Source organism: Pelagihabitans pacificus (assembly GCF_009371985.2).
Lineage (GTDB): Bacteria > Bacteroidota > Bacteroidia > Flavobacteriales > Flavobacteriaceae > Pelagihabitans > Pelagihabitans pacificus.
On the sequence record NZ_VIKU02000005.1, the window covers coordinates 158,648 to 183,510 of the forward strand.

A 24,863-nucleotide genomic window follows, 5' to 3' on the forward strand; every position below is an offset into this window, starting at 1 on the left:
TGTTTAAGTAATCGGTATTTAGTTGGCGGTAAGCAACTATCCTGCCTTCATACTTGCTACTCTATGCCAGTTTGTTTTTAACAATGGTTGAAATGGTTTTTCCATCGGCTTGGCCAGCCAATTGTTTGGAAACCATTCCCATGACCTTACCCATATCTTTCATGCCTTCGGCGCCCGTTTTTGCAATCGTCTCCACCACTACTTTTTCAATTTCCCCTTCGCTCAACTGCTCGGGCAAAAATTGTTCGATTACGGCTACCTGGGCCAATTCAGGGTCTGCCAGATCATGCCTCCCCTGCTTCTGAAAAATTGCGGCACTGTCCTTTCGCTGTTTGACCAGCTTTTGAACCAGTTTAACCTCATCGGCTTCCGACAGACCGTTCCCCGCACCGGCTTCGGTCTGGGCCAACAACAAAGCGGATTTGATAGCTCGCAATGATTCCAGGGTGACTTTGTCCTTGCCCTTCATAGCGACCTTCATGTGCTCCATTACCTTATCCTGTAAAGCCATTCTATCTCAATTGGACTGCGAAGATATAAAGAACTCCTTTAAACTTTTTTATCATTTTGTGAAAAATTGAATCTCAGGTGTAATTTTTTGCAACATAACGGTTTCATCAGCTTCCGAAGTTAACATAGGTTTACGATGTTTACGACAATCAAGGATTGCTACATACTTATAAAAAAGTGACGAGAAAAAAACCCCGACGCTTACGGTCGGGGTTCAAAATTATGGGGAAACTTCTAGCTAATCCACATTATCATGTAAGAAAGAATTGTTGGAACGCAACTGGATATCATCGTTGCTATCCTCGCTCAAAGTGGTTCTGGACACCTTGTTCTCTTTCGGTTGTTCGCTTAAATCGATTCCTTGTCGCTTATAGGCAGGTTCTTTCTCGATTTCTTCGATACTATTAATATTATTTTGGAACTTATAGTTGAAGTCCTTGAGTTTCTTTCTACGTTCATCGGCCCTTTCCTTCAACAGGGCTTCAATCGGACTGTCCATAGGATCGATTTCTTCCGCCGTGTTCTCCTCGGTCACCTCGGTGGGAATCGTCTTCTTTTCAAAGACCAATTCATCCTCTACAATCTTGGGTTCAAACTCCTCTGCCTTTGACTTGGCACCGGTCAGTTTGTTTTCCAGCTCCATATAGTCATCCAAACTGTATCGGGTCTCTCCATTCTTGTTGTATTCCAATACTGGAATGACCTCTACGTGATCTTTTACATTGATATCGTTTACCTCATCATCCAAACTGAAGGTGATGACATTTTCCTCATTTTGCTCCTCGTCCTCGGATGTTTTGGACAACGGCATATCGAAACTGATAGCGAACTGATCGTCTTCCTTGGACGCGACCACTTCCTGCGGGTCGATTACCTCAATATCATTGATCACATCATTGGTGTCAATGATGATAAAATCATCGTCCCTCACGTCTGTTTTGGCTACCTCCTCGATTACCTCTTCATAGAATACATTGAAATTTCGAATGTAGTTCGTAGTCGGTATCAAATCCATTCCGATTTCATCAATATCGTCCTCCAACACATATTTAATGGTAGGTTCCTCGACTACTTCATCCTCGACCAACTGATGAACGACAGGTTGGTCATCGCTTAAATTCTGTACCGCCCGTTGCTCATCTTCAAGGGTATGGATGATTTTCTTGGATTCGGAATTGACGATATCGTCTTGCTGATCAATGTTAAATCCCGTAGCGATCACCGTTACCGAAATTGCTTCCCCTAAATCTTCGTCTTCCCCGACACCCATGATGATGTTGGCCCCGTGACCGGCCTCTATCTGAATATGATCGTTGATTTCACCGATTTCATCAATGGTGATTTCCTGTGAACCGGAAACAATCAACAACAAAACGTTCTTGGCACCGGTAATCTTATTATCGTTTAACAAAGGTGAATCCAATGCCTTCATAATTGCCTCATTGGCCCTGGCCGATCCAGTAGCAACCGCTGACCCCATAATGGCAGTGCCACTATTGGAGAGCACGGTCTTCGCATCCCTAAGGTCGATATTTTGTGTGTAGTGATGGGTAATCACCTCGGCGATACCTCTCGCCGCGGTCGATAACACCTCGTCCGCTTTGGAGAAACCAGCTTTGAAACCCAAATTCCCGTATACTTCACGTAACTTGTTGTTATTAATGACAATCAAGGAGTCTACATTTGAGCGCAACTTCTCGATACCCAATTGTGCCTGTTGGCAACGCATTTTTCCCTCAAACTGAAAGGGCATCGTCACAATCCCCACGGTAAGGATGTCCATCTCTTTTGCCTGCTTGGCAATGACAGGGGCAGCACCAGTACCTGTACCCCCACCCATGCCAGCGGTGATGAACACCATTTTTGTAGTGGTGTCCAACATGGCTTTAATATCCTCCATACTTTCAAGTGCGGCCTGCTCCCCAACTTCCGGGTTCGCGCCTGCCCCCAAACCTTCGGTCAGCGATACGCCCAGCTGTATCTTGTTAGGCACTGCACTGTTCTGCAGCGCCTGTGAATCGGTATTAAGGATTACAAAATCGACCCCATTGATCCCCGATTGGAACATATGGTTGATGGCGTTGCTTCCGCCCCCGCCAACGCCGATTACTTTTATCACATTGCTTTGATGCTTGGGAAGATCAAAGGCTATTCCGTCAAATTCCGTGTTGTTACTCATATTCTTTTTTTACTGGTTTTTATTTCTAATCGATGATGGGCGGTTCTTCGGAACCGCGACGATGCGCTATTCCGCGTTGTCTAAAAAATCTTTCAGTTTTTCCGACCACTTGTCGAAAACAGACTTACGTTCTTTCTTCGGTTTCGGTGTATTCATTCTTTCACGCTCTTCTCCGGCCACCACCAGTTCACCTTCTTCGCGAGTACGTTCCTCAACAGGCTCCTGTCTTCCCTTGGCCTCATTGGAAACGGCGTTCATTAATAGCCCTACTGCGGTGGCATATAGCGGACTGGCAATCTCGGAATCGGAATCCCCGGCCAAGTGTTCGTTGGGATAACCGATTCTGGTATCCATTCCGGTGATATACTCTACCAATTGCTTTAGGTGCTTCAATTGGCTACCACCTCCTGTTAGTACGATACCGGCGATAAGTTTCTTTTTCTGTTCCTCATGACCGTAATTTTTAATCTCTACGTAAACCTGCTCGATGATCTCTACCACTCGGGCATGAATGATCTTCGAGAGATTCTTCAAGGTAATCTCCTTTGGTTCCCGACCCCTTAGTCCGGGAATGGAAACGATTTCATTATCCTTGTTCTCACCGGGCCATGCAGAACCAAATTTGATTTTGAGCAGTTCTGCCTGTTTTTCGATAATGGAGCATCCTTCCTTGATATCCTCGGTAATGACCCCTCCACCGAAAGGAATCACCGCCGTATGGCGAATAATCCCGTCCTTGAAAATGGCCAGGTCGGTAGTACCACCTCCTATATCGATAAGGGCGACCCCTGCTTCCTTTTCCTCTTTGCTCAATACCGCCTCGGACGATGCCAAGGGTTCCAAGGTAATGTTCCCCAATTCCAAGCCGGCGCTCTTGATGCACCTACCGACATTTTTGATGGAGGATACTTGGCCAACCACCACATGAAAATTGGCTTCCAAACGACCACCGTACATCCCAATCGGTTCCTTGATCTCGGCCTGCCCGTCTACCTTGTATTCCTGTGGCAACACGTGTATGATTTCCTCCCCTGGAAGCATCACCAACTTGTACACCTGATTGCACAACTTATCCAAATCGTCTTCATTGATTACCTCCTCGGAATCGGCTCGGGTAATGTAATCGCTATGCTGCAGGCTTCTGATATGCTGTCCTGCGATTCCTACCACCACCGATCCAATTTTGAGTCCGGAATTCAACTCTGCCTCTTCTACGGCCTGCTGAATCGATTTGATAGTCTGGGTAATATTGTTGACCACACCGCGATGAACGCCCAGACTTTTTGATTTTCCAATACCCAACACCTCGATTTTTCCATACTCGTTCTTTTTTCCGATGATGGCCACAATTTTGGTGGTACCGATGTCTAAACCGATTGAATAATTACCTACTTGCATAACTTATATTTTGGTGCACACTACTTGATTGTTAAACTCTAAATTCACTACCGCGAACTTTTCCAAGGTCTGATCCCTTTGGGCCTTCGCATAAAAGGCTTTGAAATTGCTGAACTTCTCTTCCATATGTTCGATACTTCCCAAATGCACTACGAAATTCTCCATCCGAAATTTCAATTGATAGCTTTCGACCTCCTCTATATGTATTCCAATCACGTTTTTTCGAAGAAAATCATCCGCATTGATATACTTCAGAATTTCATAAACATCCTCTAGGCTTTCTCCTGTAATTTCCCCTGTAATAATGGGTACTCTAGCCGAGTAAACACGAGATAATGGCATGCGCTTTCCCTCGTCATCCATATAGAATTTGGAATTCCCTTCTACTCGTCCGATTGGTTTACGCTGAACAATTTTAGATGCAAGTTCTCCGTCTACAGTAAGATAAACTTGGGCACTTTTTACCATTTTGTTGGCCGCAACGGCCTTCTCCATCGCATTCAAAACTAATTTTTCTTTGGGCAGGTTTTCGAGGCTTCCGAATTTTTGTATTAACAATTTATTAACCATGTCTTGCGTGATGTATAAATTCTGGTCGCCCACGAATTCCACTTTCACACCATGCACTTTTCTAAGCCCGCTCCTATGGGAGGAAAATGCATAAAGTCCGCCAATGACGAGGAGCAAACCCACTAACTTGATATAATTCCAATTAACCCGCATGTTCAAATTCCCTTTTTATTTTTGTTATTTCGAGCCCAATATCCCCTGCGCCAAGCGTCACTAGGATTTCAGGGTTCCGTGCCTTAATTTCTTGTATCAAATTTGATTTTTCGACCACTTTTTTATTCGGATTGGCAATTTTTTCCAGCAACCAATTTGAGGTGACGCCTTCCAATGGTTTCTCCCGGGCGGGATAGATGTCCAATAGCAGAATGTAATCGAATTTTGATAGGCTTTCGGCAAATTGATCGGCAAAATCCCTGGTTCTTGAATACAAGTGCGGCTGAAAAACCACCATCGTCTTCTTTGCCGGATGCATTTCGGTAATGGCTTGATACACCGCATCGATTTCAGTAGGATGATGTGCATAGTCATCGATAAAAACAAAATCCTCGGATTTGATCCTATAGGAAAACCTGCGTTGTACTCCTTTGAAAGTCTCCAGTGCCTTTGCCAGGCGGTCCGCTGGGGAACCGGTTTGAACCGCCATAGCGAAAGCCACTAGACCGTTGAGCAAATTGTGCCTTCCCGGTTTGTTGAATTTAACCCCCGTTAGGGTCGTTTCGGGGGTTCCCAAATCGAATAGGTAGGTGCCATGTTCTATTTTTAGGTTTCGGATGCAGTAATCCGAATCATCCTCAATGCCATAGGTGATGCCTTTCATAGGAAGCCCATTCCGCACAAAAAGGCTACCCCCCGGCTTCAGCCTTTCGGCAAACTCCTGAAACGATTTTCGGAGCGTCTCGACATCCCCATAGATATCCAGATGATCGGCATCCATGGAGGTAATGCAGGCCACATCGGGAGAAAGCTGTAAAAAGGAACGATCGAATTCGTCGGCTTCCACCACCGAATACGCATTGCCCTCAAAAATAAAATTACTATTGAAATCCTCTGAAATACCCCCAAGAAAAGCAGTCAAAGGCGTTCCCGTCTCCTTTAGCAAGTGGGCCAGAATACAGGAGGTGGTAGTTTTCCCGTGGGTACCTGCTACCGCCAGGCAAAAAGTGTTCTTGGTAATGAGACCTAATACCTCCGAACGTTTTTTGACTTCAAAACCGTGATTTAAAAAGTACTGATACTCGGAATGCCCGGCCGGTACTGCCGGCGTATAGATTACCAAGGTGGTTGTAGTATCGAGAAATTGCGGGTCGACCTGCTCAAGACTATCCTCATAATGTATATCGATTCCAAGACCTGCCAATTCCAAGGTCAAGGGGGTTTCGGTCTTATCGTACCCGGCGACATTCTTTTTCATGAACTTGAAATAACGTGCCAAGGCAGACATGCCGATGCCTCCGATACCAATGAAATAGACGTTATGTACGGTATTCAAGTTCAAAATCAAGTGTCAAGTTCAAAGACTAGGGTCGCTATACCACTAGCTTGTTAGTTGTTTATACAGTATTCAACAATTTTTCTATTTCGTCCACAATATGTTTCGTGGCGTCGGGGAGCGCCAGCTTTCTTATATTGGCACTTAGTTCGTTTTGTTTTGCCTTGGATTCAAAGAGTGTCGAAAAAACGGTTTCGAACTCCGTTTCCAATTGTGATTCTTTTAGCATCAAAGCCGCATTTTTAGCCACCAGGGCTTCCGCATTTTTGGTCTGATGGTCCTCTGCCACATTGGGCGACGGTATAAACACGACAGGCTTCCCTACGATACAAAGTTCCGATACCGATCCGGCCCCGGCCCTTGAAATAATGATGTTGGCTGCGGTATAGGCATCATCCATCCTATTTAGGAAATCGAATACTTTCACTTGGTCCGACGCATATTTGCTGTACTGTTCATAATAAAGCTTACCGCACTGCCAAATCAACTGCACATCGAGCCCTTTGAAATAGTCAAGCTCCTGCGCAATCAATTGGTTGATGCGACGGGCACCCAAACTCCCCCCTAAAATCAACAAGGTCGATTTGTTCGGGTCCAATCCGAAAAAATTCAGGGCTTCTTCCCGTTCGTTCCGGATTTCTACCAAGTCGCTCCGCACCGGATTACCGGTTTTTACAATCTTATCCTTTGGAAAAAAACATTCCATTCCATCATAGGCCACACATATTTTGGCCACCCTATCTTTCAATAACTTGTTCGTTATACCGGCATAGGAGTTCTGCTCCTGCAAGACACAGGGAATACCCCTGCCGGAAGCAACACGCAACAAAGGTCCGCTTGCAAAGCCTCCCGTGCCTACTACGACGTGGGGTTTGAAACGGGATACTATGTTGCCTGCTTTGATCAAACTACTTATCAATTTTAAGGGAAACATCAAATTTTTAAGGGTGAGTTTCCGTTGCAACCCTGTAATCCATAATCCCTCTATTCGGTATCCAGCTTGGGGTACTTTCTCCATTTCCATCCGATCTTTCGCCCCAACAAAAAGGAACTCCGCATCGGGATACCGTCTTTTCAATTCGTTCGCTATGGCGATGGCGGGATAAATGTGACCGCCGGTGCCACCCCCAGAAAGTATGAACCTATAGTTGCCCACTTAACACTTCTAAAGGATTATCGCCACCTATTCTAGATGTACCACGCTTCGTCTTTTTGGTCTCCTTTACACTCGCACTTAAAATAATTCCGATGGCCAAACAGGTCATCCAACTCGAAGTGCCACCGCTACTGATCAAGGGCAAGGTCTGTCCGGTTACCGGAAAAAGCTCTACCGCCACGGCCATGTTGATCAATGCTTGAAATACAATTGGTAAGCCCACTCCCAAGACCAATAATTTTCCAAAAATGGTCGGGTTGGCATTCGCAACCACCACAATCCGGAAGAGCAGGAAGAGATAAAAGAACATCAAGGCAAAACCGCCCAAAAGTCCATACTCCTCAATAATGATGGCATAAATAAAATCGGACGAACTCTGGGGCAAAAAGTTCTTTTGCACACTCTTACCGGCCCCTTTGCCAACAATTCCACCAGTGGCAATGGCAATCTTTGCCTTTTCGATCTGATAGTCGGCTTCGGTATCTTCAGGATTCCAAAAGCTTTCAATACGACTTACCCAGGTATCGACCCGGTTGGGGAACAGGTCTGGAAATGCCTTTGCCATAAGAATGAACAAGGTGAGGCAAACCAAACCGGTTCCTAGTATACCCAAAAGGTACTTAATAGGGTATCCCCCCAAGAAACACAACAATAAAACCATGGAAAAAATGATGGCCGCTGTTGAAAAATTGGCGGGGAGAATGAGTATGAGGACCAGAAAAACCGGTACCCATAAAGGCACGATACTTTCCTTGAAGGTAATGTTCTGATCTTTGATTTTTGTCAAATACCTGGCGACATAAATCATCAAAACCACCGAAGCCAGATTGGAGGTTTGAAAACTTATGCCAACCAAGGGAACACTGATCCATCGACTGGCATTGGCACCGCCAATCGTTGTACCCTGGGCCAGGGTAAATACTAAAAGCACGATTACGATCGGTAAGGCGATAAGCGATAGCCCCTTAAAATAACGGGTCGGAATACGATGAATACCGTAGATGATCCCAAAACCCAAGACCAGTAGAATAGCGTGCTTCATTAAATGACCCATTGTGGTACCCTTGCCAACGACATAGACCAGATTACTGCTGGCACTATACACGGGCAAGAACGAGAAAAGTGCCAAAAGCGCCACAACGGCCCAAATGGCTTTATCCCCCTTTATATTCCTTACCAGGTCAAGCATATTCTACAAATTTTTAATGGCTTCCTTAAATTGGTTTCCGCGGTCTTCGTAATTTTTAAAGAGGTCAAAACTGGCACAGGCAGGTGACAGTAAAACCGTATCCCCTCTTTCGGCGATCTTATAAGCCACCTTTACGGCCTCCTCCATGGCAAAGGTTTCTACCAGTAAATCGACCACATTCCCGAAGGTTTCCTTGATTTTGGTGTTATCAAGGCCCAAACAGATGATGGCTTTAACTTTTTCACGAACCAAAGGCATCAACTCCCTATAATCGTTTCCTTTATCGACGCCGCCCACAATCCATACCGTTGGGGCCGACATGCTATCCAAGGCATAGTAGGTCGCATTAACATTGGTTGCCTTGGAATCGTTGATATATTGCACATGATGTATCTTCAGTACTTTTTCCAATCGATGGGCAGCACCCTGAAAGTTCATCACACTTTCTCGAATGGTCTCTTTGCGAATACCTACCAACTTGGCCGCTGTGGTCGCTGCCATTGTATTCTTCAAATTGTGTTTTCCTTCTAATGCCAGGGTATCGGTCATGATCGTTAGGGTGTTGTTAACTGTTGTTATTTGTATTTCTTTGTTCTTAAGATATGCTCCTTCCGCTACGCTACGCTCTATGGAAAAAGGCAATAATTTCGATTTGACGGGATGTTCTTGCAACCACTGCATGATGACTTCGTTATCGGCATCGAAAATCAGATGGTCATCGGCTGTCTGATTTTTGGCTATCCGAAATTTGGAAGCGATATAGTTTTCAAACTGATTTTCATATCGATCCAAGTGATCCGGGGTGATATTAGTGATTACGGCAATATGCGGTCTAAAATCGACGATACCATCCAACTGGAAACTGCTGATTTCCAACACGTAATAGTCAAAATCGTTTTCAGCGACCATTTTGGCAAAGCTATCCCCGATGTTTCCCGCCATGCCTACCTTATATCCCCCTGACTTCAGGAGGTGGTAGGTCAACATGGTAGTGGTTGTCTTGCCATTGCTGCCGGTAATGCCAATAATCGTGGCATCGGTGTATCGAGAGGCGAACTCGATCTCGGAAATAACCGGAACACCCATTTTCACCAATTGTACCACCAAGGGTACCGAGTCGGGGATGCCAGGACTTTTCATCACGAGGTCCGCAGTAAAGATCCGGTCTTGGCTGTGTTGCCCCTCTTCCCAATCAATCTCAAAATGTTCAAGAACGTCTTTATATTTTTTTTTAATGGCTCCTTTGTCGGACACGAATATTTGATATCCCTTTTGCTTTCCAAGAATAGCGGTACCTACACCACTTTCTCCTCCACCCAAAATCACCAACAATGCCATCTTATCGTACCTTTAAGGTCACTATCGTCAGAATCGCCAAGATGATTCCCACAATCCAGAAGCGGGTTACGATCTTGCTTTCGTGATATCCTCTTTTTTGATAGTGGTGGTGCACCGGGGCCATCAAAAAGATGCGTTTGCCTTCCCCGAGTTTCTTCTTGGTATATTTGAAATAGCCCACTTGCAACATGACCGATATCGATTCGGCAAAGAAGATTCCACACAACAGGGGAATCAATAATTCTTTTCTGATGATAATGGCGATCACGGCAATAACCCCCCCAATGGTCAAACTACCCGTATCACCCATGAATACTTGTGCCGGATAGGCGTTGTACCATAAAAATCCGACCAGGGCTCCAAGAAACGCCGCGATAAAGACGACCAATTCGGCCACGCTTGGGATAAACATAATGTCGAGGTAATCGGAAAAAATGTAGTTACCGGATACCCAAGTGAAAATTCCCAGGGCAAATACGATCGTTGCCGATGTACCTGCCGCCAGGCCATCGATACCATCGGTCAAATTGGCACCGTTCGAGACAGCGGTCACGATCAAAATGACGATGGGAATAAAAATCAACCAAGCATATTTTTCGGCACCTTCTCCCGCCCAAGAAATAAAATCACCGTAATCCAACTCGTTATTTTTAAAGAAGGGTACCGTGGTGCGGGTCGACTTGATCGACTTGCCTTGCACCACCTCGACCTTAAAATCCTCCGTAATCCTTGTGGTATTTCGTTCCCTCATGGTAACATCGGAATTGAAATATAGGGTCGCCCCTACGCCAAGACCAAGCACGATCTGTCCTAGCACTTTGAAGCGACCTTTAAGGCCAGCCTTATCTTTTTTGAATATTTTGATATAGTCGTCGGTAAAACCGATCAAACCCATCCATAGGGTTGTGGTCACAAGCAATATCACATAAACATTGTCCAACTTCGCAAATAACAGCACCGGGATAAGGGTCGCCATAATAATGATCAACCCGCCCATGGTAGGCGTTCCCGCCTTCTGTTGTTGTCCTTCCAGGCCTAAGTCACGAATGGTTTCCCCAATCTGCTTTTTTTGAAGGAAAAGGATGATTCTTTTACCATAAACCGTGGCGATCAATAAGGAAAACAAAATGGCCATGGCCGCACGAAACGTGTAGAAGCTGAACAAGCTCGCCCCCGGCAACTGGTATTCTTTTTCCAAATAATCGAATAAGTAGTACAGCATTTTATCGGTTTCAGATTTCAGGTCGCCTATACCTGAAATGGTCATTAGTTCTTTCTTCTCTTCCTTCTATTCCAGTTTTGACACTATTTTTCAAGGGCTTCCAACAACTCTTTTACAATCTTGAAATCATCAAAATCTATCCGGGTACCCTTGGTTTCCTGATAGGTTTCGTGCCCTTTGCCCGCAACAAGTATAATATCGTGGGCTACCGCCATTTGACAGGCGGCCTTGATCGCTTGTCTGCGGTTTTCTATGGACAACACTTTTTTTTTATTCTGGGGTTCTACACCTGCCTCCATCTCTTCGATAATCGCACTGGGGGACTCGGTTCTCGGATTGTCCGAAGTGAAGATGGCCCTGTTGCTCATTTCGGACGCGATATGACCCATAACCGGACGCTTAGACCTGTCTCTATCGCCACCACACCCCACAACGGTGATGACGTTTTCATTTCCAGTTCTCAATGTGCCAATAGTTTCAAGCACATTTTTTAGCGCATCCGGTGTATGGGCATAATCGACTATCGCTGTAATTCTTTCTTTTGATACAAAATATTGAAACCTACCGTCTACATTATCAAGCTCGCTCAATAAACGGAGGGTCTCGAATTTCTCTTGCCCCAAGAGTTCAGCGGTTGCATAAATGGCAAGAATGTTATAAGCGTTAAAGTGGCCTATCAATTTAGTCCACAACTCGTGTTCATTGATTTTCAACAACTGACCATCGAATTGGCTTTCCAGAATCTGACATCGATAATCGGCGTAGTTCTTCAAAGCATAGGTATACTTTCTGGCATGGGTATTCTGCAACATCACCAAGCCGTTTTTATCATCGATATTGGTCAGTGCAAACGCCTTCTTCGGTAGTTCGTCGAACAGTATTTTCTTCGTGTCACGATATTCGGCGAAGGTCTTGTGGTAATCAAGATGGTCATGGGAGAGGTTGGTAAAAATCGCCCCTTCGAACACCAGGCCCTTGGTCCTTTTTTGGTGGATGCCATGGGAACTTACCTCCATAAAACAATACTCGACCCCTACTGCGTTCATGAGATGCAAATGCTCGTTGATGGTTAATGCATCAGGGGTGGTGTGTGTTGTCGGATACTCCTTGTTGTCGACCATGATCTTGATGGTCGAAATCAACCCCACCTTATACCCTGCTTTTTTGAACAGTTGGTACAACAAGCTGGAAATCGTGGTCTTACCGTTGGTACCCGTTACCCCCACCAATTTTAAATTTTTCGAAGGGGTATCGTAAAAGTTCGATGCCATCACCGCTAGGGCCGTGTTGCCATCCTTCACCTCCACGTAGGTTACCTCGTTGACCAATCTTTCGGGTATCACTTCACAGATGATGGCTTTTGCACCGCTTGCAATAGCTTGGTCGATATAGCGATGCCCATCGGTCTGGATACCTTTGATGGCAACAAAAACATCGTCCATTCCCACTTTCCTGGAATCGAAGCATATCGAATTTACCATCGTATTTGTGGTTCCCGTGACGGCGGTGAGCCCGACCCCATATAATATGTCTTTCAACGACTTCATGATAGCTCTAGGACTATTTTTTCGACCTTGTTGATATCGGTTCCTTGTGAAATGGATTGCTTTTTTACCTTTCCATTACCCCTCACCTCGACTTGCAACCCCAAATTTTCCAAGATGGAGACAGCGTCCATACCGCTCATCCCCTTCACATTGGGTACCTTATTATACTTTTTCTGTGCCTCGGCATAGTATTTTTGAAAGTTGCCATCGAGCTTGGTATCTACCTGCTCCGGTATTTCCACCTCATCGATCAATGGGGAATTGGCATATATCTTCTGTGCTACCGATTTGAAAACCGGTCCGGAAACATCGGCCCCATAGTACCCCACACTCTTATCGGGCTCATGAATGACCACGATGCAGGAATACTTTGGATTTTCGGCGGGAAAGTAACCGGCGAAGGTAGAAATGTATTTGAGCTTGTCCGGATCCTTCGATACGTAATCCTTCTGGGCCGTACCCGTTTTTCCCGCCATGGAAAAGTTAGGGGAGTATAGCCGATGACCTGTTCCATGTTTTTTCTCGACGACATTTTTCATCAGGCCCTTAACCTGGGCAGCGGTTTCCTTGGAACAGATAGAAGCTTCGATTACTTCTTTCTCGAACCCTAAAATGGTGCGGTCCCATTCCCGTACCTCTTTGATCAGCCTAGGCTTGACCATTTCACCATCGTTGGCAATGGCATTATAGAAGGTCAATACCTGGAGCGGGGTCATCGCCACCTCATAACCATAGGCCATTTGTGCCAACGACAGTCCCGACCAGCCTTTGTCACCAGGATATCGAAGTATGGGTTTCCCTTCCCCTTTAATGGGCAATCCTAACTCATTGTGAATGTTCATTGACATCAAGCGGTTTACATATTTTTCGGGGGCATGCTTGTAACCATTGTGGATCATTTTAGCAAAAGCGGTATTCGAAGAAACTTCGAAGGCTTTTGCAATCGAAATTTTTCCATATCCCCCGTGCTTGGAATCCCTGACCCTGTGATTATAAATTCGCCAGGATCCTTTTTCGGTATCAACGACACTACTCGTATCGATAACCTTATCTTCCAGAGCAGCCACCAAGTTCATCAGCTTAAAGGTTGATCCCGGTTCGTGCGACTCGCCGATAGCGTAATTAAGCCGTTCGTAATACTTGCCTTCGGCAGTTCTTCCCAAATTTGAAATGGCCTTCACCTCCCCCGTTTTCGTTTCCATGACAATTACGGTCCCATGATCGGCCTGATAATGTTCCAATTGTTTTAAGAGCGCATGGTGCGCGATATCCTGAATGTTGATGTCGATGGTTGAAATGACATCGTAACCATCTTTTGGCTCCACTATGTTGTCCTGGCCGATGGGTTTCCATTGTCCCTTGGCGATTTTTTGCTTTAACCTTTTGCCCTCGGTTCCCCTTAGGAATTCCCCAAAGGCCCCTTCAAGACCTACACGGGTGTAGTAGCCGTTTTCATCGACCCGCTCATACCCCACACTTCGTTCCGCAATCTTGCCCAAGGGATGTTCACGAACCGTTTTTTGTTCGACGATCAATCCGCCTTTGTACGGACCCATTCGGAATAATGGAAATTCCTTTGCCGCCATATACTCGGAATAATCAAGATTACGGGCAATCAGCGCATATCGATTCTTGTTCTCCCTGGCTTTTCTTAATAGTTGTTGGTAATGGGAAGACGATTTGCCCAATAGCTTGGCAAGCGCATCGGAAAGGGGTACCACGTTTTCCTTAAAATCTTCCGCATCAACCGTCAACGCATCAAAACGGACCGTATAACGCGAGACCGAGGTAGCCAACAAACTACCATCATCGGAGTAGAGATTACCACGATTCGGTGCTATGGTGAACATTTTGGTAGTACGCTCTTGGGCCAAGTCGCGATATTTCTCACCATCGACCAACTGTATGCTTACCAACTTTACCATAACGGCAATGGCAAATAGAAACAGGCCTGCTGTTACTACGTATAAACGAGTGAGTATGTGCTTGTCCTTAACGGCCACTTATTCGTCTCCTTTGATTGATTTTACCCTAATTTTTCTTGGCGGCACTTCTGACGGGTACAACTCTTTTTCGGCAACAGTCGTCGTGATAGTCGATTCCAATTTTAGTCGCTGCACATCTTTGTGCACATCCACAAACTGACTACGTAATTCTTTCACCTCTTCGTTCAGGGCCGCAATTTGATGCACTTTCCTGTCGGCACTATGACTACTTCCGATCATGACCGTCGCCAGGAACGAAACAAAAATGATGAACAGCCAGTTCTTCGGGGCATCGCCACTTACCAGAAACTTTCCTTTTAAAATGTCTAGAATTCCGTTTTTCACTTTTGTTTTATTTAATTTTCCTCTCCCCCTTTTGATTTCAAACAGGATTGCTTAAGACTGAAAACAATTCCTGTCATTTCATATTCTTTCGGCGATTCTCAACTTGGCACTTCGGGCCCTGTTGTTCGCCGCTATCTCTTCTTTGGTCGGCACTACCAAGGGGCCGACTTTTTTAAAGGGCACCTTGACGTTTCCATAAAAATCCTGCTCGGCCTCCCCTTCGAATTTTCCAGATCTGATAAATCGTTTCACCAAACGATCTTCAAGGGAATGGTAGCTGATCATACTGATCCTGCCACCAACCTCCATCAAATCCGGTATCTGGAGTAAAAACTCCTTGATCGCGGCTATTTCCTGATTTACTTCGATACGAATGGCCTGATATACCTGGGCCAAAATCTTATGCTCTTTGGCACCGGGCAAGAAACGCTTCAAAACGGCCTTTAACTCGGCCGTGGTCTTGATAGGCGCCTTGACCCTTACTTCTTCGATCGTTTTTGCCATCGCATTGGCGTTTCGTAGCTCACCATATTCAAACAACACCCTTCTCAGGTCGTCATAGGAATATTCATTGACCACTTCGTAGGCCGAAATCGGATTCCGTTGGTTCATTCGCATATCGAGATCCGCATCGAAACGGGTTGAAAAGCCCCGCTCGGCTTGATCAAACTGATGCGAGGATACTCCAAAATCTGCTAGTATACCATCTACCTTTCGAATGCCATAGAACTTTAAGAACTGTTTGATGTAGCGGTAGTTTTCATTGATCAATGTAAACCGGTCATCGTCAATGGCATTTTCCAAGGCATCTTCGTCTTGATCGAATGCAAACAACTTTCCGCCGTCTCCCAGCCGTTTTAATATTTCGTTGGAATGCCCTCCGCCACCGAAGGTGACATCTACATATATTCCATCTTTTTTAATGTTGAGTCCGTCGACGGACTCTTTCAGCAAAACCGGATTATGATACATCGTCGTTCGTATCACCTTCCGTTCCCATCACCTCTTCGGTCAAAGCTTCAAAATCGACGGCCGTCTCATCCAACACTTTTTCATAGCTTTCCTTATCCCATACCTCTACCATATTAATGGCACTACTAAGCACTACCTCTTTTTTAATGTGGGCCACCTCGATCAGATTTTTTGGAATCAACAAACGCCCGGTACTATCGATTTCGACCATTTTCACACCTGCGGTAAACCGTCTGATAAAGTCACTGTTCTTTTTAAGGAAACGGTTTTTCTGGTTCATCTTTTCCATCATGGCATTATATACTTGCATGGGATAGAGTTCCAAACAAGGCCTGAAAACCGCCCTTTTTAAGACAAAACCATCATTTAACAAGGGAGACATCTGATTCTTTAGCGCAACAGGCAGCATTATCCTACCTTTGGCATCAGCTTTACAATCATATGACCCAATGAAGTTTATCACCTTAAATGGTTGGTTTTTGGTTTAATAACTCAAAACTACAAATTTTATTACCACATTTTACCACAAATTACCACTTTGTTGATAATTTTTGTGGCATTACTGTGTATTTTGGCAGCCAAAGAGGGAAAAAACGATGTCTCTTTTGTAAAGAAGGATACGTCCCGATTTGTTACTATTCTGTGTTAAATACCTATATTTGCCGATAAAGCCAACGCAGTTCCCTGAATGGAAGACAAACTAATCACCGAAGGAAAATACCGGTATATCGAAATAGGGGAAGGTGCCCCTATTATCATACTACATGGACTCATGGGCGGTTTGAGTAACTTCCATGGGGTTACCGAGTACTTCCCCCCGAAAGGTTATAAAGTATTGATTCCCGAATTACCGATCTACGACATGCCGGTCATGAAGACCAACGTAAAGCAATTCGCCAAATTCCTGGAAAAATTCATCGAGTTCAAAGGACTGAAAGATGTGATACTTTTGGGCAATTCCCTTGGGGGTCATATTGGGCTATTGCATACCAAAATGTATCCTGAAATGGTCAAGGCCTTGGTGATTACAGGAAGTTCGGGATTATATGAAAGCGCCATGGGGGATGGATACCCCAGACGTGGCGATTACGATTTTATCAAAAAGAAAGCCCAGGATGTATTCTACGATCCCGCAGTGGCTACCAAGGAAATCGTGGACGAGGTTTTTGAAACCGTGAACGACCGTAACAAGGTCATCCGTACCCTGGCCATTGCAAAAAGTGCCATTCGCCACAACATGGCAAAAGACTTGCCAAAGATGAAAACCCCGACCTGTATCATATGGGGTAAAAATGATGGGGTTACCCCTCCGGATGTTGCGGAGCTTTTCCACGAATTATTGCCCGATTCCGATTTGTTCTGGGTCGATAAATGTGGCCATGCCCCCATGATGGAGCACCCCCAAGAGTTTAATAGAATTTTGGATGCCTGGTTGGAAAAGAGGGGCTTTTGATCCAAGATCAAAATTTTAGTTTCAGGCTTCCAATTTCCGCCTTTCCAAAACTAGATACCCCGAAAAACAATGAATCGTGAAAATCAAGTCCGCCGACTTCATCATGAGCAATTCCGATGTGGCAAAATGCCCTAAGGAGCCCTTGCCCGAATATGCTTTCATCGGGCGATCCAACGTAGGGAAATCTTCCTTGATCAACATGTTGACCAATCGTAAAAGTCTGGCCAAAACCTCGGGAAGACCTGGAAAAACACAGCTTATCAATCATTTCAAGATCAATGGCAACTGGTTTTTGGTCGATTTGCCGGGCTATGGCTATGCGAGGGTCTCAAAAAAAAGCAAAAAGACATTTCAGAAATACATAACCAACTACTTTGAGCAACGAAGGCAATTGGTTTGTTCCTTCGTTCTGGTTGACATTCGTCACAAGCCTCAAAAAATAGATATGGATTTTATGGAATGGCTAGGCGAAAACGGCATACCTTTCTGTATTGTCTTCACCAAAGCCGACAAATTAAAACCGGTCATGATCGAAAACAATGTGAGCGCGTATCTGGAGGAACTATTGGAAGGTGCTTGGGAAGAAGCCCCAAAATACTTTATCACCTCTTCATCGAAGGGAATCGGACGGGAAGAACTACTTCGTTTTATCGACGAAATCAATTCTGGCTTCTTCGAGGAAAACGCTAAATAGGATAAAAAAACTTCAAGTTTCTACTTTCGGGATTTGCTGCCAGGAATTTCACCCTGCGGTACGTTCATTAATCAAAACGATGAGTTCCTCTACCTTTTTTAGGGCGTTCAACTCCTCGGTTCTTATCAGAATATCCAATCCATGACTACTTTCAACCAACACGATCGGAAAAGTAAACTTATATCCGAACTTTGATTTATAGGCCTTTGAAAATTCATCACGATGCAGAAACGCCATCTGCAAATCGGAATGCCGTCTAAATTGTCGCCACCCCCTATTCTCCGCAAAGGTACCGTAGGTAATGTTGCATAGACTACATTCATAGGTGCTCGGGCTAAAAATTTTGTGGGCACTATCGACTACCCTATTCCGAAAACCAGCATCGGAATTATAGACGAAGATGAGTTTTTGAGCTGTGTTCGATTCCATATTTGAAAGGTAATAGTTTATCTTTATAAAGCATAAAATCACTTGGGTTCCATGAATTTCAAAACGACCACTCTCTTTATTCTTGTCGTCTTATCCCAAACATTTTGCATGTCCCAAGAAAAAGTAGTGGCCTATAGTTCGGACAACCTGAAGGTCATAGCCCTTTCGGAAAATAGCTATGTGCATATTTCGTTCTTGAAAACCAAGGAGTATGGAAAAGTGGCTTGTAACGGCCTTGTTTATCTAAACGATAAACAGGCTTTAGTTATCGACACCCCTGTCGACCAAACCAGCTCATTGGAATTAATCCAATGGATTACCGAACAACGGGACCATCGATTGCACGCCGTGGTCGCCAATCATTTTCATCGGGATTGTCTCGGGGGGCTAAAGGCATTTCACCAAAAAAACATTACCTCCTATGCCAATAACGCGACCCTATCTTTGGCGAAGGAACGAGGGAGTACGGTTCCACAGAATGGTTTTGACAACGAATTACGTCTTGAAATTGGTAAGACCACTGTAATCAACCGATTTTTGGGACCTGCCCATACTTCGGACAATATTATAACCTACCTACCGGAAGAGGAGTTACTCTACGGTGGATGCATGGTGAAATCAATGAATGCGAGCAAGGGTAATCTGGCCGATGCCAATGTCGAGCAATGGGGTACCACCATCGAGAAAATAAGGAATTCCTATCCAGATCTCAAAATCGTTGTTCCCGGACACGGGCCCTCCGGTGGCATGGAGTTGTTGGATTATACGGAAAAACTGTTCGAAAGAGAGTAAGTCGGATTGCCTTAGTTTAATTGAAAACAGATGATGATGAATTACAAATATGTCTTTGCAGCACTGCTTTTGATGAGTATCATTTGCTGTACCCACAAAAAGAATAACCCAAAACCGCCGGAAGCCCCGTTTTCCGAGGTTGACACCTTGGCCATTAATGACTGGTGGAACAGGGCCGACAATCCGATTATCAACTTGAAGGTAAATCGGGACAGTGTGGTAGCTTTTGGACTCTACACCGTATCGAACAACACCTTAAAACTAAGCGCACAACTGTATCCGCTCTACCCGGAGGAAACCAAGGTAGTGCGTCTCGAAATAAAGGAAAATGATGGTTGGAAGGAAATACAACAACAGGAAGTAAATCCCCTGGGTTGGTCCGCCCTTTTCCGTATCAAGGGTTGGGACACTTCTAAAGACATATACTATCGAATACGACATGGGGAAAAGGCAACATTTGAAGGACGTATTAGAAAGGACCCCAGGGATAAGGAACAAATCGTACTGGCGGCCCTTTCCTGCAATTCGAACAAGGATAGGGGAATGCGGGAAAACTATGTGCGCAACATCAACTACCAAAATCCAGACCTTATCTTTTTCGCTGGCGATCAGTCGTATGATCATACGGAGCACACGGCGGCCTGGTTGAAATTTGGGTTGCAATTCAGGGAAACCTTTCGAAACAGACCCTGTATTACAATCCCGGATGATCATGATATCGGTCAAGGAAATCTTTGGGGTGAAAACGGCAAGATATCCACTTCGCAAGGAAGTCCGGATGGGGGCTATCGGTACCATCCCGAATATGTAAAAATGGTCGAACGATGCCAGACAGCCCATTTGCCCGACCCTTATGACCCCACACCAATCGAAAGGGGAATCGGCGTGTACTATACCAACTTAATTCTGGGAGGAATCGATTTTGCCATTTTGGAAGACCGAAAATTCAAGTCAGGTCCCGAAGGCAAGATTCCCCAGCAGGGACCCAGGCCCGATCATATTAGAAATCCTGATTATGATCCTTCCTCCATCGACCTCCCCGGACTTACCCTTCTAGGAGACCGACAACTGGAATTCTTGGAAGATTGGGGTAGCCGGCGTGCCGAAATGCCCAAAGTAGTTCTCTCACAAACCGGGTTCTGTGGTGGCGCACACATCCACGGCAGCTTGGATAATCGATTGCATGCCGATTTGGACAGTAACGGTTGGCCCCAAAGCGGACGTAAGAAAGCGCTGGAACTGATCCAAAAAGCAAAGGCAGTGCATATTGCCGGCGATCAGCATCTTGCAACCGTCATAAGGCATGGCATTCATAAATTTGGCGACGGCCCTTGGGCCTTCGTGGTTCCCGCTATCGTGAACGATTATTATAGCCGATGGTGGTGGCCCGAAGATGAAAAATCGGGCGCTAACCCAAATCCGAACACTACCCTCCCCTGGACGGGCGATTACCTGGATGGTTTCGATAATAAAATAACAATGATGGCCTATGTGAATCCGGAGTCACCCTCAAAAGGAGGGGGTTACGGACTAATCCGATTCGATAAAATCGAAAGAAAGGTTACTTTTGAATGCTGGCCGCGGTACGTAGATGTAACCAAGGTCGACGCCCAACAATTTGAAGGTTGGCCGATTACCATCGGTTTGGAGTGAGCCAGTAGATTTTGACATCAAAAAAATGGTTATCACACGTAAGTATCCCGCAGTAAATGCGTCTTATTTTGGAAGTAAAGGAATATAGATGAATACGACCAGGCTTATTTTTTTATTAGTACCCATACTATTCATCTCCTGCAACCAAAAGGATGCTTCAAAAAAAACGGTGACCGAAGAAGCGATTCCAGCGAAAAATCAAGACGCAACGAAGAAAAATCGAGCCGACATACTCACACAGGAGACCATCTCGGCGCACGGAGGTGAGTTGTACGACAAGGCGCACTATGCGTTTACGTTTCGCAATAAACGGTATACTTTCCGTAACGACAAAGGCCGCTATATCTATACCGTAAAAAGCGTTAAAAACGGGGACGAGATTTATGATACCCTTGAAAATGGACGGCTAACCCGACGGATAGACAACAACATTATTTCACTCTCGGAAAAAGACGTGGCCAAATATTCCGAAGCACTCAACTCAGTCATCTATTTCGCTACCCTTCCCCATAAACTGGCCGATCCTGCGGTGAACAGAACCTACTTGGGAACGACGACTATCAAAAATAACCCTTACGATATTTTGGGAATTACTTTTCAAGAAGAGGGCGGAGGAAAAGACTTTGATGACGAATTTCATTATTGGATCAACCAAGATACCAAAACGGTCGACTATTTGGCCTATAGCTATAGCACCAACGATGGCGGGGTTCGCTTTCGTGCCGCGTACAACCCTAGGAATATAGATGGTATTCGGTTCCAGGATTATATTAATTATGAAGCCCCTATCGGGACTCCCCTAAAAGAACTTCCCAAACTATACGAAGAGGGGAGGTTGAAAGCGCTTTCCAGAATTATCACGGAAGATGTGATGAATCTAAAAAACTGATTATTTTTCTTTCAAGTCCATTTTTTCCGCAAAATAGTCGCAAAAATCCTTCATGGTTGCGGTCATTTTTTCATCTTGAGTCGCCTTCATAAAGGTATCGGACAGCGACACCAAAGTTTGATGGAAGAAAATCTTCATCTCGTCGACCGGCATGTCCTTGGTCCATAAATCGATTTTTAACGATTCCTTGTTTTTGCTGTCCCAAACCGATAAGAGCATGGCCTTGGCCTCCTCATTATCCACACCACCATCCTGGGCCGACCAGGTCAGCTGTTCCGGCACCCTATTTTCATCCAACCCGACCCGGAGCGTTATTTCCGACGTATGAAGCTTTGACATTTCTTATTTATTAGGTTTATAGTTACTTTTCTTAAAAATTTCGTCCGCTGGCAGGTTAAGTAATTGTTGAAGACTAACGGAATTCTTCTCCATAAAGGCCCTAACAATTTGCCAACCCATGTACCGACCAATACGGCCGGGAGATTCATTATCAAGTTCCAGACCGAACTTGGAGAACGGGGCGAGATCCAAAAATCTTGGATTCAATTTGGTATCGGTACTATACAAATATTCGTTCTCGACAAAGTTACGCCATATAGGTTCTTCATTAGCCGCTGCCCAAACCAACTGATCCTCGGTATAACCGATTTTCACGGCATCGGAAGCCAATGGCATCAATTTATCCTTCAGATACAGTTCCTTTCCATAGTAAATCATCTGGGCCAAAAAACTACGCTCTCGAGGTTTGGGCACCACGGATTTTGCAAAAGCCGAGGCTACATCCGATACCAAAAACCGTTTTTCCAGGCCTTTTGCAAGGTAATTGGACATTCCCTGATAAAATTCATGCCCTGAACCTAAATAATTGTCCAACCCGATAAGGACTAACGAATCCGTGGCAATAATCCTATTCTGGTAATCTACGTTGTTGGTTACCGTGATAATCCTTGGTACTTTTTGCTGCGGAAAATAATAGCGAATATGCTTGTAAAGGAGCTCCAAACCCTTTCGCTGTTCCTTAAAGTCCGGAAATGCCTTTTTTACTTCGGAGCGAAGCACTAGTTGTAATGAGTCGCTCAACATGGCGGCCCAAACACTATCGGCAAATTGTTCGGGAAAAAGATACGGATACTTTCTTTTAAGCTTTGGAATATCCTCGGCCTTGGCGCCATCGAATTCCAGATCAAAACGGGAAACTTCTAAGTTCAATGGTATTTTGGCTACCTCTTCCGATACTTTTGGATCATCATTACAACCAAAAAACATCGCTATTGTTGTCAGAATCACAAAAAGCTTGGAGATGTTCCCAAGAAACGGTCGCTTCATTTTCCTTTTAGGCATGAACACTTTATTTTTACGGTGGCAAAGTTAATTGTTTTTAAATCATACGTTCTTCTATGCAAACCGAAAAAGTAGTAAATCACATTGTAGATTGGTTAAGGGATTATGCAACCAATGCCAGAATAAAGGGTTTCGTCATTGGAGTATCCGGTGGCATTGATTCGGCCGTTACTTCCACACTCTGCGCCAAAACGGGACTCGATCTTCTTTGTATTGAAATGCCCATACACCAAGCCGAAAATCAGGTTAACCGAGCGTCCCGGCATATTGATTGGCTTCAGGAAAATTTTAAAAATGTACAAAGACAACCCGTAAACCTTACCCCAATCTTCGATAGTTTCGTCAATGCCCTTCCTACGGTGGAGAACGAAGAAGAGCGATTCATGTCATTGGCAAACACCAGGGCACGACTTCGGATGACCACACTTTATTACTTTGCCGCGCTAAAGGGATATCTGGTCGCAGGCACCGGTAACAAGGTGGAGGATTTTGGCGTTGGTTTTTATACCAAATACGGGGATGGTGGTGTAGACCTTAGCCCAATTGCAGATTTACTAAAAACACAGGTATACGAGCTAGGGAGATTTCTCGGTGTGAGCGAAGAAATTATGAAGGCGCCACCCACCGACGGACTTTGGGGCGATGACCGAACGGATGAAGATCAAATCGGTGCTTCCTATCCCGAACTTGAGTGGGCTATGAAAATGCAGGACGAAGGAAAAACGGCCGATGACTTTTTAGGCAGGGAAAAGGAAGTTTTTCTTATATTTACCAGATTGAACAAGGCAAATCGGCACAAAATGGTGCCAATACCCGTTTGTAAGATTCCGACGTCATTTTTATGACATCTTATCCTAAATTATTGTGGTATAGTCGAATAAAATATTAAAATTGATAAATTGTGCAAAAAAAAATGCATTTTTGATAAAGATTTAAAGCATTAAGCCTTACATTGCATGTCAGTATTAGTGGACACGCGACCAACATACCAAATAGATATAAACCTGTATTATGATTAAAGTAATTATCGCCGACAATCACCCGATTATACGGATGGGCGTAAAACATGTGCTAGAAGCGGCGTCTGGCATAGAAGTAATCGATGACGTTGCGACCACAGAGGAATTGTTCGCGAAATTGGATAAAGTGACCCCGGATGTCGTCATGTTAGAAATGGATATTCCAGAAGTTAACGGTATTGCGGCACTTAGAAAAATAAAGAAAGAGTTTCCGGATGTCAAAGTATTGATGTACAGTGGCCAGTCTGAAGATGTATATGCATTAAGCACTATCAGGGCAGGGGCTTTTGGTTACTTATCGAAAGCGTCCGATATTGACTATTTAATTTCCGCCGTGCGCAAAGTCGCGGAAGGCAACATGTTCATCACCAATGAACTGGCACAACGTCTCGCCTTCGACGAAGGAACGCAGAAACCAAGAAGATTTTTTAGAAAACTGTCTTCTAGGGAAGTCGAAGTGTTGAAGTTGTTGGCAAGTGGGAAACGTAACAAAGATGTTGCACTTGGCCTCAACTTAAATGAAAAAACGGTAAGCACCTATAAAGCACGTTTAATGAAAAAATTAAATGTAGACAACATGGTAGACCTGCTACAGCAAGCAAAGGCTTTGGAGCTCTACTAGTTGATCGACCGAAAATAATTCTTAAAAGCCTCTTTAATGGAGGCTTTTTTTTATTGCCAAAAGGTCCCTAT

Annotated in this window: 24 protein-coding genes; 7 read left to right on the forward strand and 17 right to left on the reverse strand. The window is 44.7% G+C overall.

What is annotated here, in order from left to right; genetic code table 11:
• Window positions 1–61 precede the first annotated feature (61 nt).
• From FK220_RS16110 to FK220_RS16175, 14 genes are all read right to left on the reverse strand, one after another.
• Window positions 62–511, reverse strand: a complete 450-nt coding sequence (locus FK220_RS16110; RefSeq protein ID WP_152575375.1) for a GatB/YqeY domain-containing protein — start codon at window positions 509–511, stop codon at window positions 62–64.
• Between the two features lie 237 nt (window positions 512–748).
• Complete coding sequence (ftsZ, locus tag FK220_RS16115) at window positions 749–2,689, reverse strand: cell division protein FtsZ (protein ID WP_152575376.1); 1,941 nt, start codon at window positions 2,687–2,689, stop codon at window positions 749–751.
• Between the two features lie 66 nt (window positions 2,690–2,755).
• Entirely contained in the window at window positions 2,756–4,087 is a 1,332-nt protein-coding gene (gene ftsA, locus FK220_RS16120; protein ID WP_152575377.1) for a cell division protein FtsA, read from the reverse strand.
• Window positions 4,088–4,090: 3 nt separating this feature from the next.
• Window positions 4,091–4,810, reverse strand: a complete 720-nt coding sequence (locus FK220_RS16125) for a cell division protein FtsQ/DivIB (protein ID WP_152575378.1) — start codon at window positions 4,808–4,810, stop codon at window positions 4,091–4,093.
• Window positions 4,800–6,152, reverse strand: a complete 1,353-nt coding sequence (gene murC / locus FK220_RS16130; protein WP_152575558.1) for a UDP-N-acetylmuramate--L-alanine ligase — start codon at window positions 6,150–6,152, stop codon at window positions 4,800–4,802. Before murC ends, FK220_RS16125 begins: the two co-directional genes overlap by 11 nt.
• 55 nt (window positions 6,153–6,207) lie before the next feature.
• Complete coding sequence (murG, locus tag FK220_RS16135; protein WP_152575379.1) at window positions 6,208–7,302, reverse strand: undecaprenyldiphospho-muramoylpentapeptide beta-N-acetylglucosaminyltransferase; 1,095 nt, start codon at window positions 7,300–7,302, stop codon at window positions 6,208–6,210.
• Window positions 7,289–8,491: an FtsW/RodA/SpoVE family cell cycle protein gene (locus FK220_RS16140; RefSeq protein ID WP_152575380.1), complete on the reverse strand. Its 1,203-nt coding sequence runs from the start codon at window positions 8,489–8,491 to the stop codon at window positions 7,289–7,291. The genes murG and FK220_RS16140 overlap by 14 nt, the downstream gene beginning before the upstream one ends.
• 3 nt (window positions 8,492–8,494) lie before the next feature.
• The gene (murD, locus tag FK220_RS16145; RefSeq protein WP_152575381.1) at window positions 8,495–9,829 is read right to left on the reverse strand and encodes a UDP-N-acetylmuramoyl-L-alanine--D-glutamate ligase; all 1,335 of its coding nucleotides are present in this window, start codon (window positions 9,827–9,829) and stop codon (window positions 8,495–8,497) included.
• A gap of 1 nt (window position 9,830) precedes the next feature.
• Window positions 9,831–11,051, reverse strand: coding sequence for a phospho-N-acetylmuramoyl-pentapeptide-transferase (mraY, locus tag FK220_RS16150; protein ID WP_152575559.1), 1,221 nt, complete (start codon window positions 11,049–11,051; stop codon window positions 9,831–9,833).
• Between the two features lie 83 nt (window positions 11,052–11,134).
• Complete coding sequence (locus FK220_RS16155) at window positions 11,135–12,598, reverse strand: UDP-N-acetylmuramoyl-L-alanyl-D-glutamate--2,6-diaminopimelate ligase (RefSeq protein ID WP_152575382.1); 1,464 nt, start codon at window positions 12,596–12,598, stop codon at window positions 11,135–11,137.
• Window positions 12,595–14,601: a penicillin-binding protein gene (locus tag FK220_RS16160; protein WP_152575383.1), complete on the reverse strand. Its 2,007-nt coding sequence runs from the start codon at window positions 14,599–14,601 to the stop codon at window positions 12,595–12,597. Before FK220_RS16160 ends, FK220_RS16155 begins: the two co-directional genes overlap by 4 nt.
• The gene (locus FK220_RS16165) at window positions 14,602–14,928 is read right to left on the reverse strand and encodes an FtsL-like putative cell division protein (protein ID WP_152575384.1); all 327 of its coding nucleotides are present in this window, start codon (window positions 14,926–14,928) and stop codon (window positions 14,602–14,604) included.
• 78 nt (window positions 14,929–15,006) lie between these two features.
• A complete protein-coding gene (gene rsmH, locus FK220_RS16170; RefSeq protein WP_152575385.1) occupies window positions 15,007–15,900 on the reverse strand; it encodes a 16S rRNA (cytosine(1402)-N(4))-methyltransferase RsmH in 894 nt (297 codons plus the stop codon).
• The gene (locus tag FK220_RS16175) at window positions 15,890–16,363 is read right to left on the reverse strand and encodes a division/cell wall cluster transcriptional repressor MraZ (protein ID WP_152575386.1); all 474 of its coding nucleotides are present in this window, start codon (window positions 16,361–16,363) and stop codon (window positions 15,890–15,892) included. Before FK220_RS16175 ends, rsmH begins: the two co-directional genes overlap by 11 nt.
• A 225-nt stretch (window positions 16,364–16,588) precedes the next feature.
• On the opposite strand from FK220_RS16175, the gene FK220_RS16180 reads away from it, so the two are divergent.
• Both FK220_RS16180 and yihA read left to right on the forward strand, forming a co-directional pair.
• Entirely contained in the window at window positions 16,589–17,353 is a 765-nt protein-coding gene (locus FK220_RS16180) for an alpha/beta fold hydrolase (protein WP_152575387.1), read from the forward strand.
• Between the two features lie 76 nt (window positions 17,354–17,429).
• On the forward strand, window positions 17,430–18,047 hold the full coding sequence (yihA, locus tag FK220_RS16185; protein WP_152575388.1) for a ribosome biogenesis GTP-binding protein YihA/YsxC: 618 nt from the start codon (window positions 17,430–17,432) through the stop codon (window positions 18,045–18,047).
• A 48-nt stretch (window positions 18,048–18,095) separates the two neighbouring features.
• Here yihA and FK220_RS16190 read toward each other — a convergent pair whose 3' ends face one another.
• On the reverse strand, window positions 18,096–18,476 hold the full coding sequence (locus FK220_RS16190) for a GTPase (protein WP_152575389.1): 381 nt from the start codon (window positions 18,474–18,476) through the stop codon (window positions 18,096–18,098).
• Window positions 18,477–18,527: 51 nt separating this feature from the next.
• Between FK220_RS16190 and bla the strand changes: the two genes are divergently transcribed.
• From bla to FK220_RS16205, 3 genes are all read left to right on the forward strand, one after another.
• Window positions 18,528–19,268, forward strand: a complete 741-nt coding sequence (bla, locus tag FK220_RS16195) for a subclass B1 metallo-beta-lactamase (protein WP_152575390.1) — start codon at window positions 18,528–18,530, stop codon at window positions 19,266–19,268.
• 30 nt (window positions 19,269–19,298) lie between these two features.
• Window positions 19,299–20,921 carry an alkaline phosphatase D family protein gene (locus FK220_RS16200; protein ID WP_238719069.1) on the forward strand — a complete coding sequence of 541 codons (1,623 nt, stop codon included), beginning with the start codon at window positions 19,299–19,301 and terminating at the stop codon, window positions 20,919–20,921.
• Between the two features lie 88 nt (window positions 20,922–21,009).
• Window positions 21,010–21,810 carry a DUF6503 family protein gene (locus tag FK220_RS16205; protein ID WP_152575391.1) on the forward strand — a complete coding sequence of 267 codons (801 nt, stop codon included), beginning with the start codon at window positions 21,010–21,012 and terminating at the stop codon, window positions 21,808–21,810.
• Here FK220_RS16205 and gldC read toward each other — a convergent pair whose 3' ends face one another.
• Together gldC and gldB are read right to left on the reverse strand one after the other, a co-directional pair.
• On the reverse strand, window positions 21,811–22,149 hold the full coding sequence (gene gldC / locus FK220_RS16210; RefSeq protein WP_152575392.1) for a gliding motility protein GldC: 339 nt from the start codon (window positions 22,147–22,149) through the stop codon (window positions 21,811–21,813).
• Between the two features lie 3 nt (window positions 22,150–22,152).
• The gene (gene gldB / locus FK220_RS16215; RefSeq protein WP_152575560.1) at window positions 22,153–23,136 is read right to left on the reverse strand and encodes a gliding motility lipoprotein GldB; all 984 of its coding nucleotides are present in this window, start codon (window positions 23,134–23,136) and stop codon (window positions 22,153–22,155) included.
• 71 nt (window positions 23,137–23,207) lie between these two features.
• Between gldB and nadE the strand changes: the two genes are divergently transcribed.
• Window positions 23,208–23,996, forward strand: a complete 789-nt coding sequence (gene nadE, locus FK220_RS16220) for an NAD(+) synthase (protein ID WP_152575393.1) — start codon at window positions 23,208–23,210, stop codon at window positions 23,994–23,996.
• A gap of 166 nt (window positions 23,997–24,162) precedes the next feature.
• Entirely contained in the window at window positions 24,163–24,792 is a 630-nt protein-coding gene (locus FK220_RS16225; protein WP_152575394.1) for a response regulator, read from the forward strand.
• The last annotated feature ends 71 nt before the right edge of the window (window positions 24,793–24,863 follow it).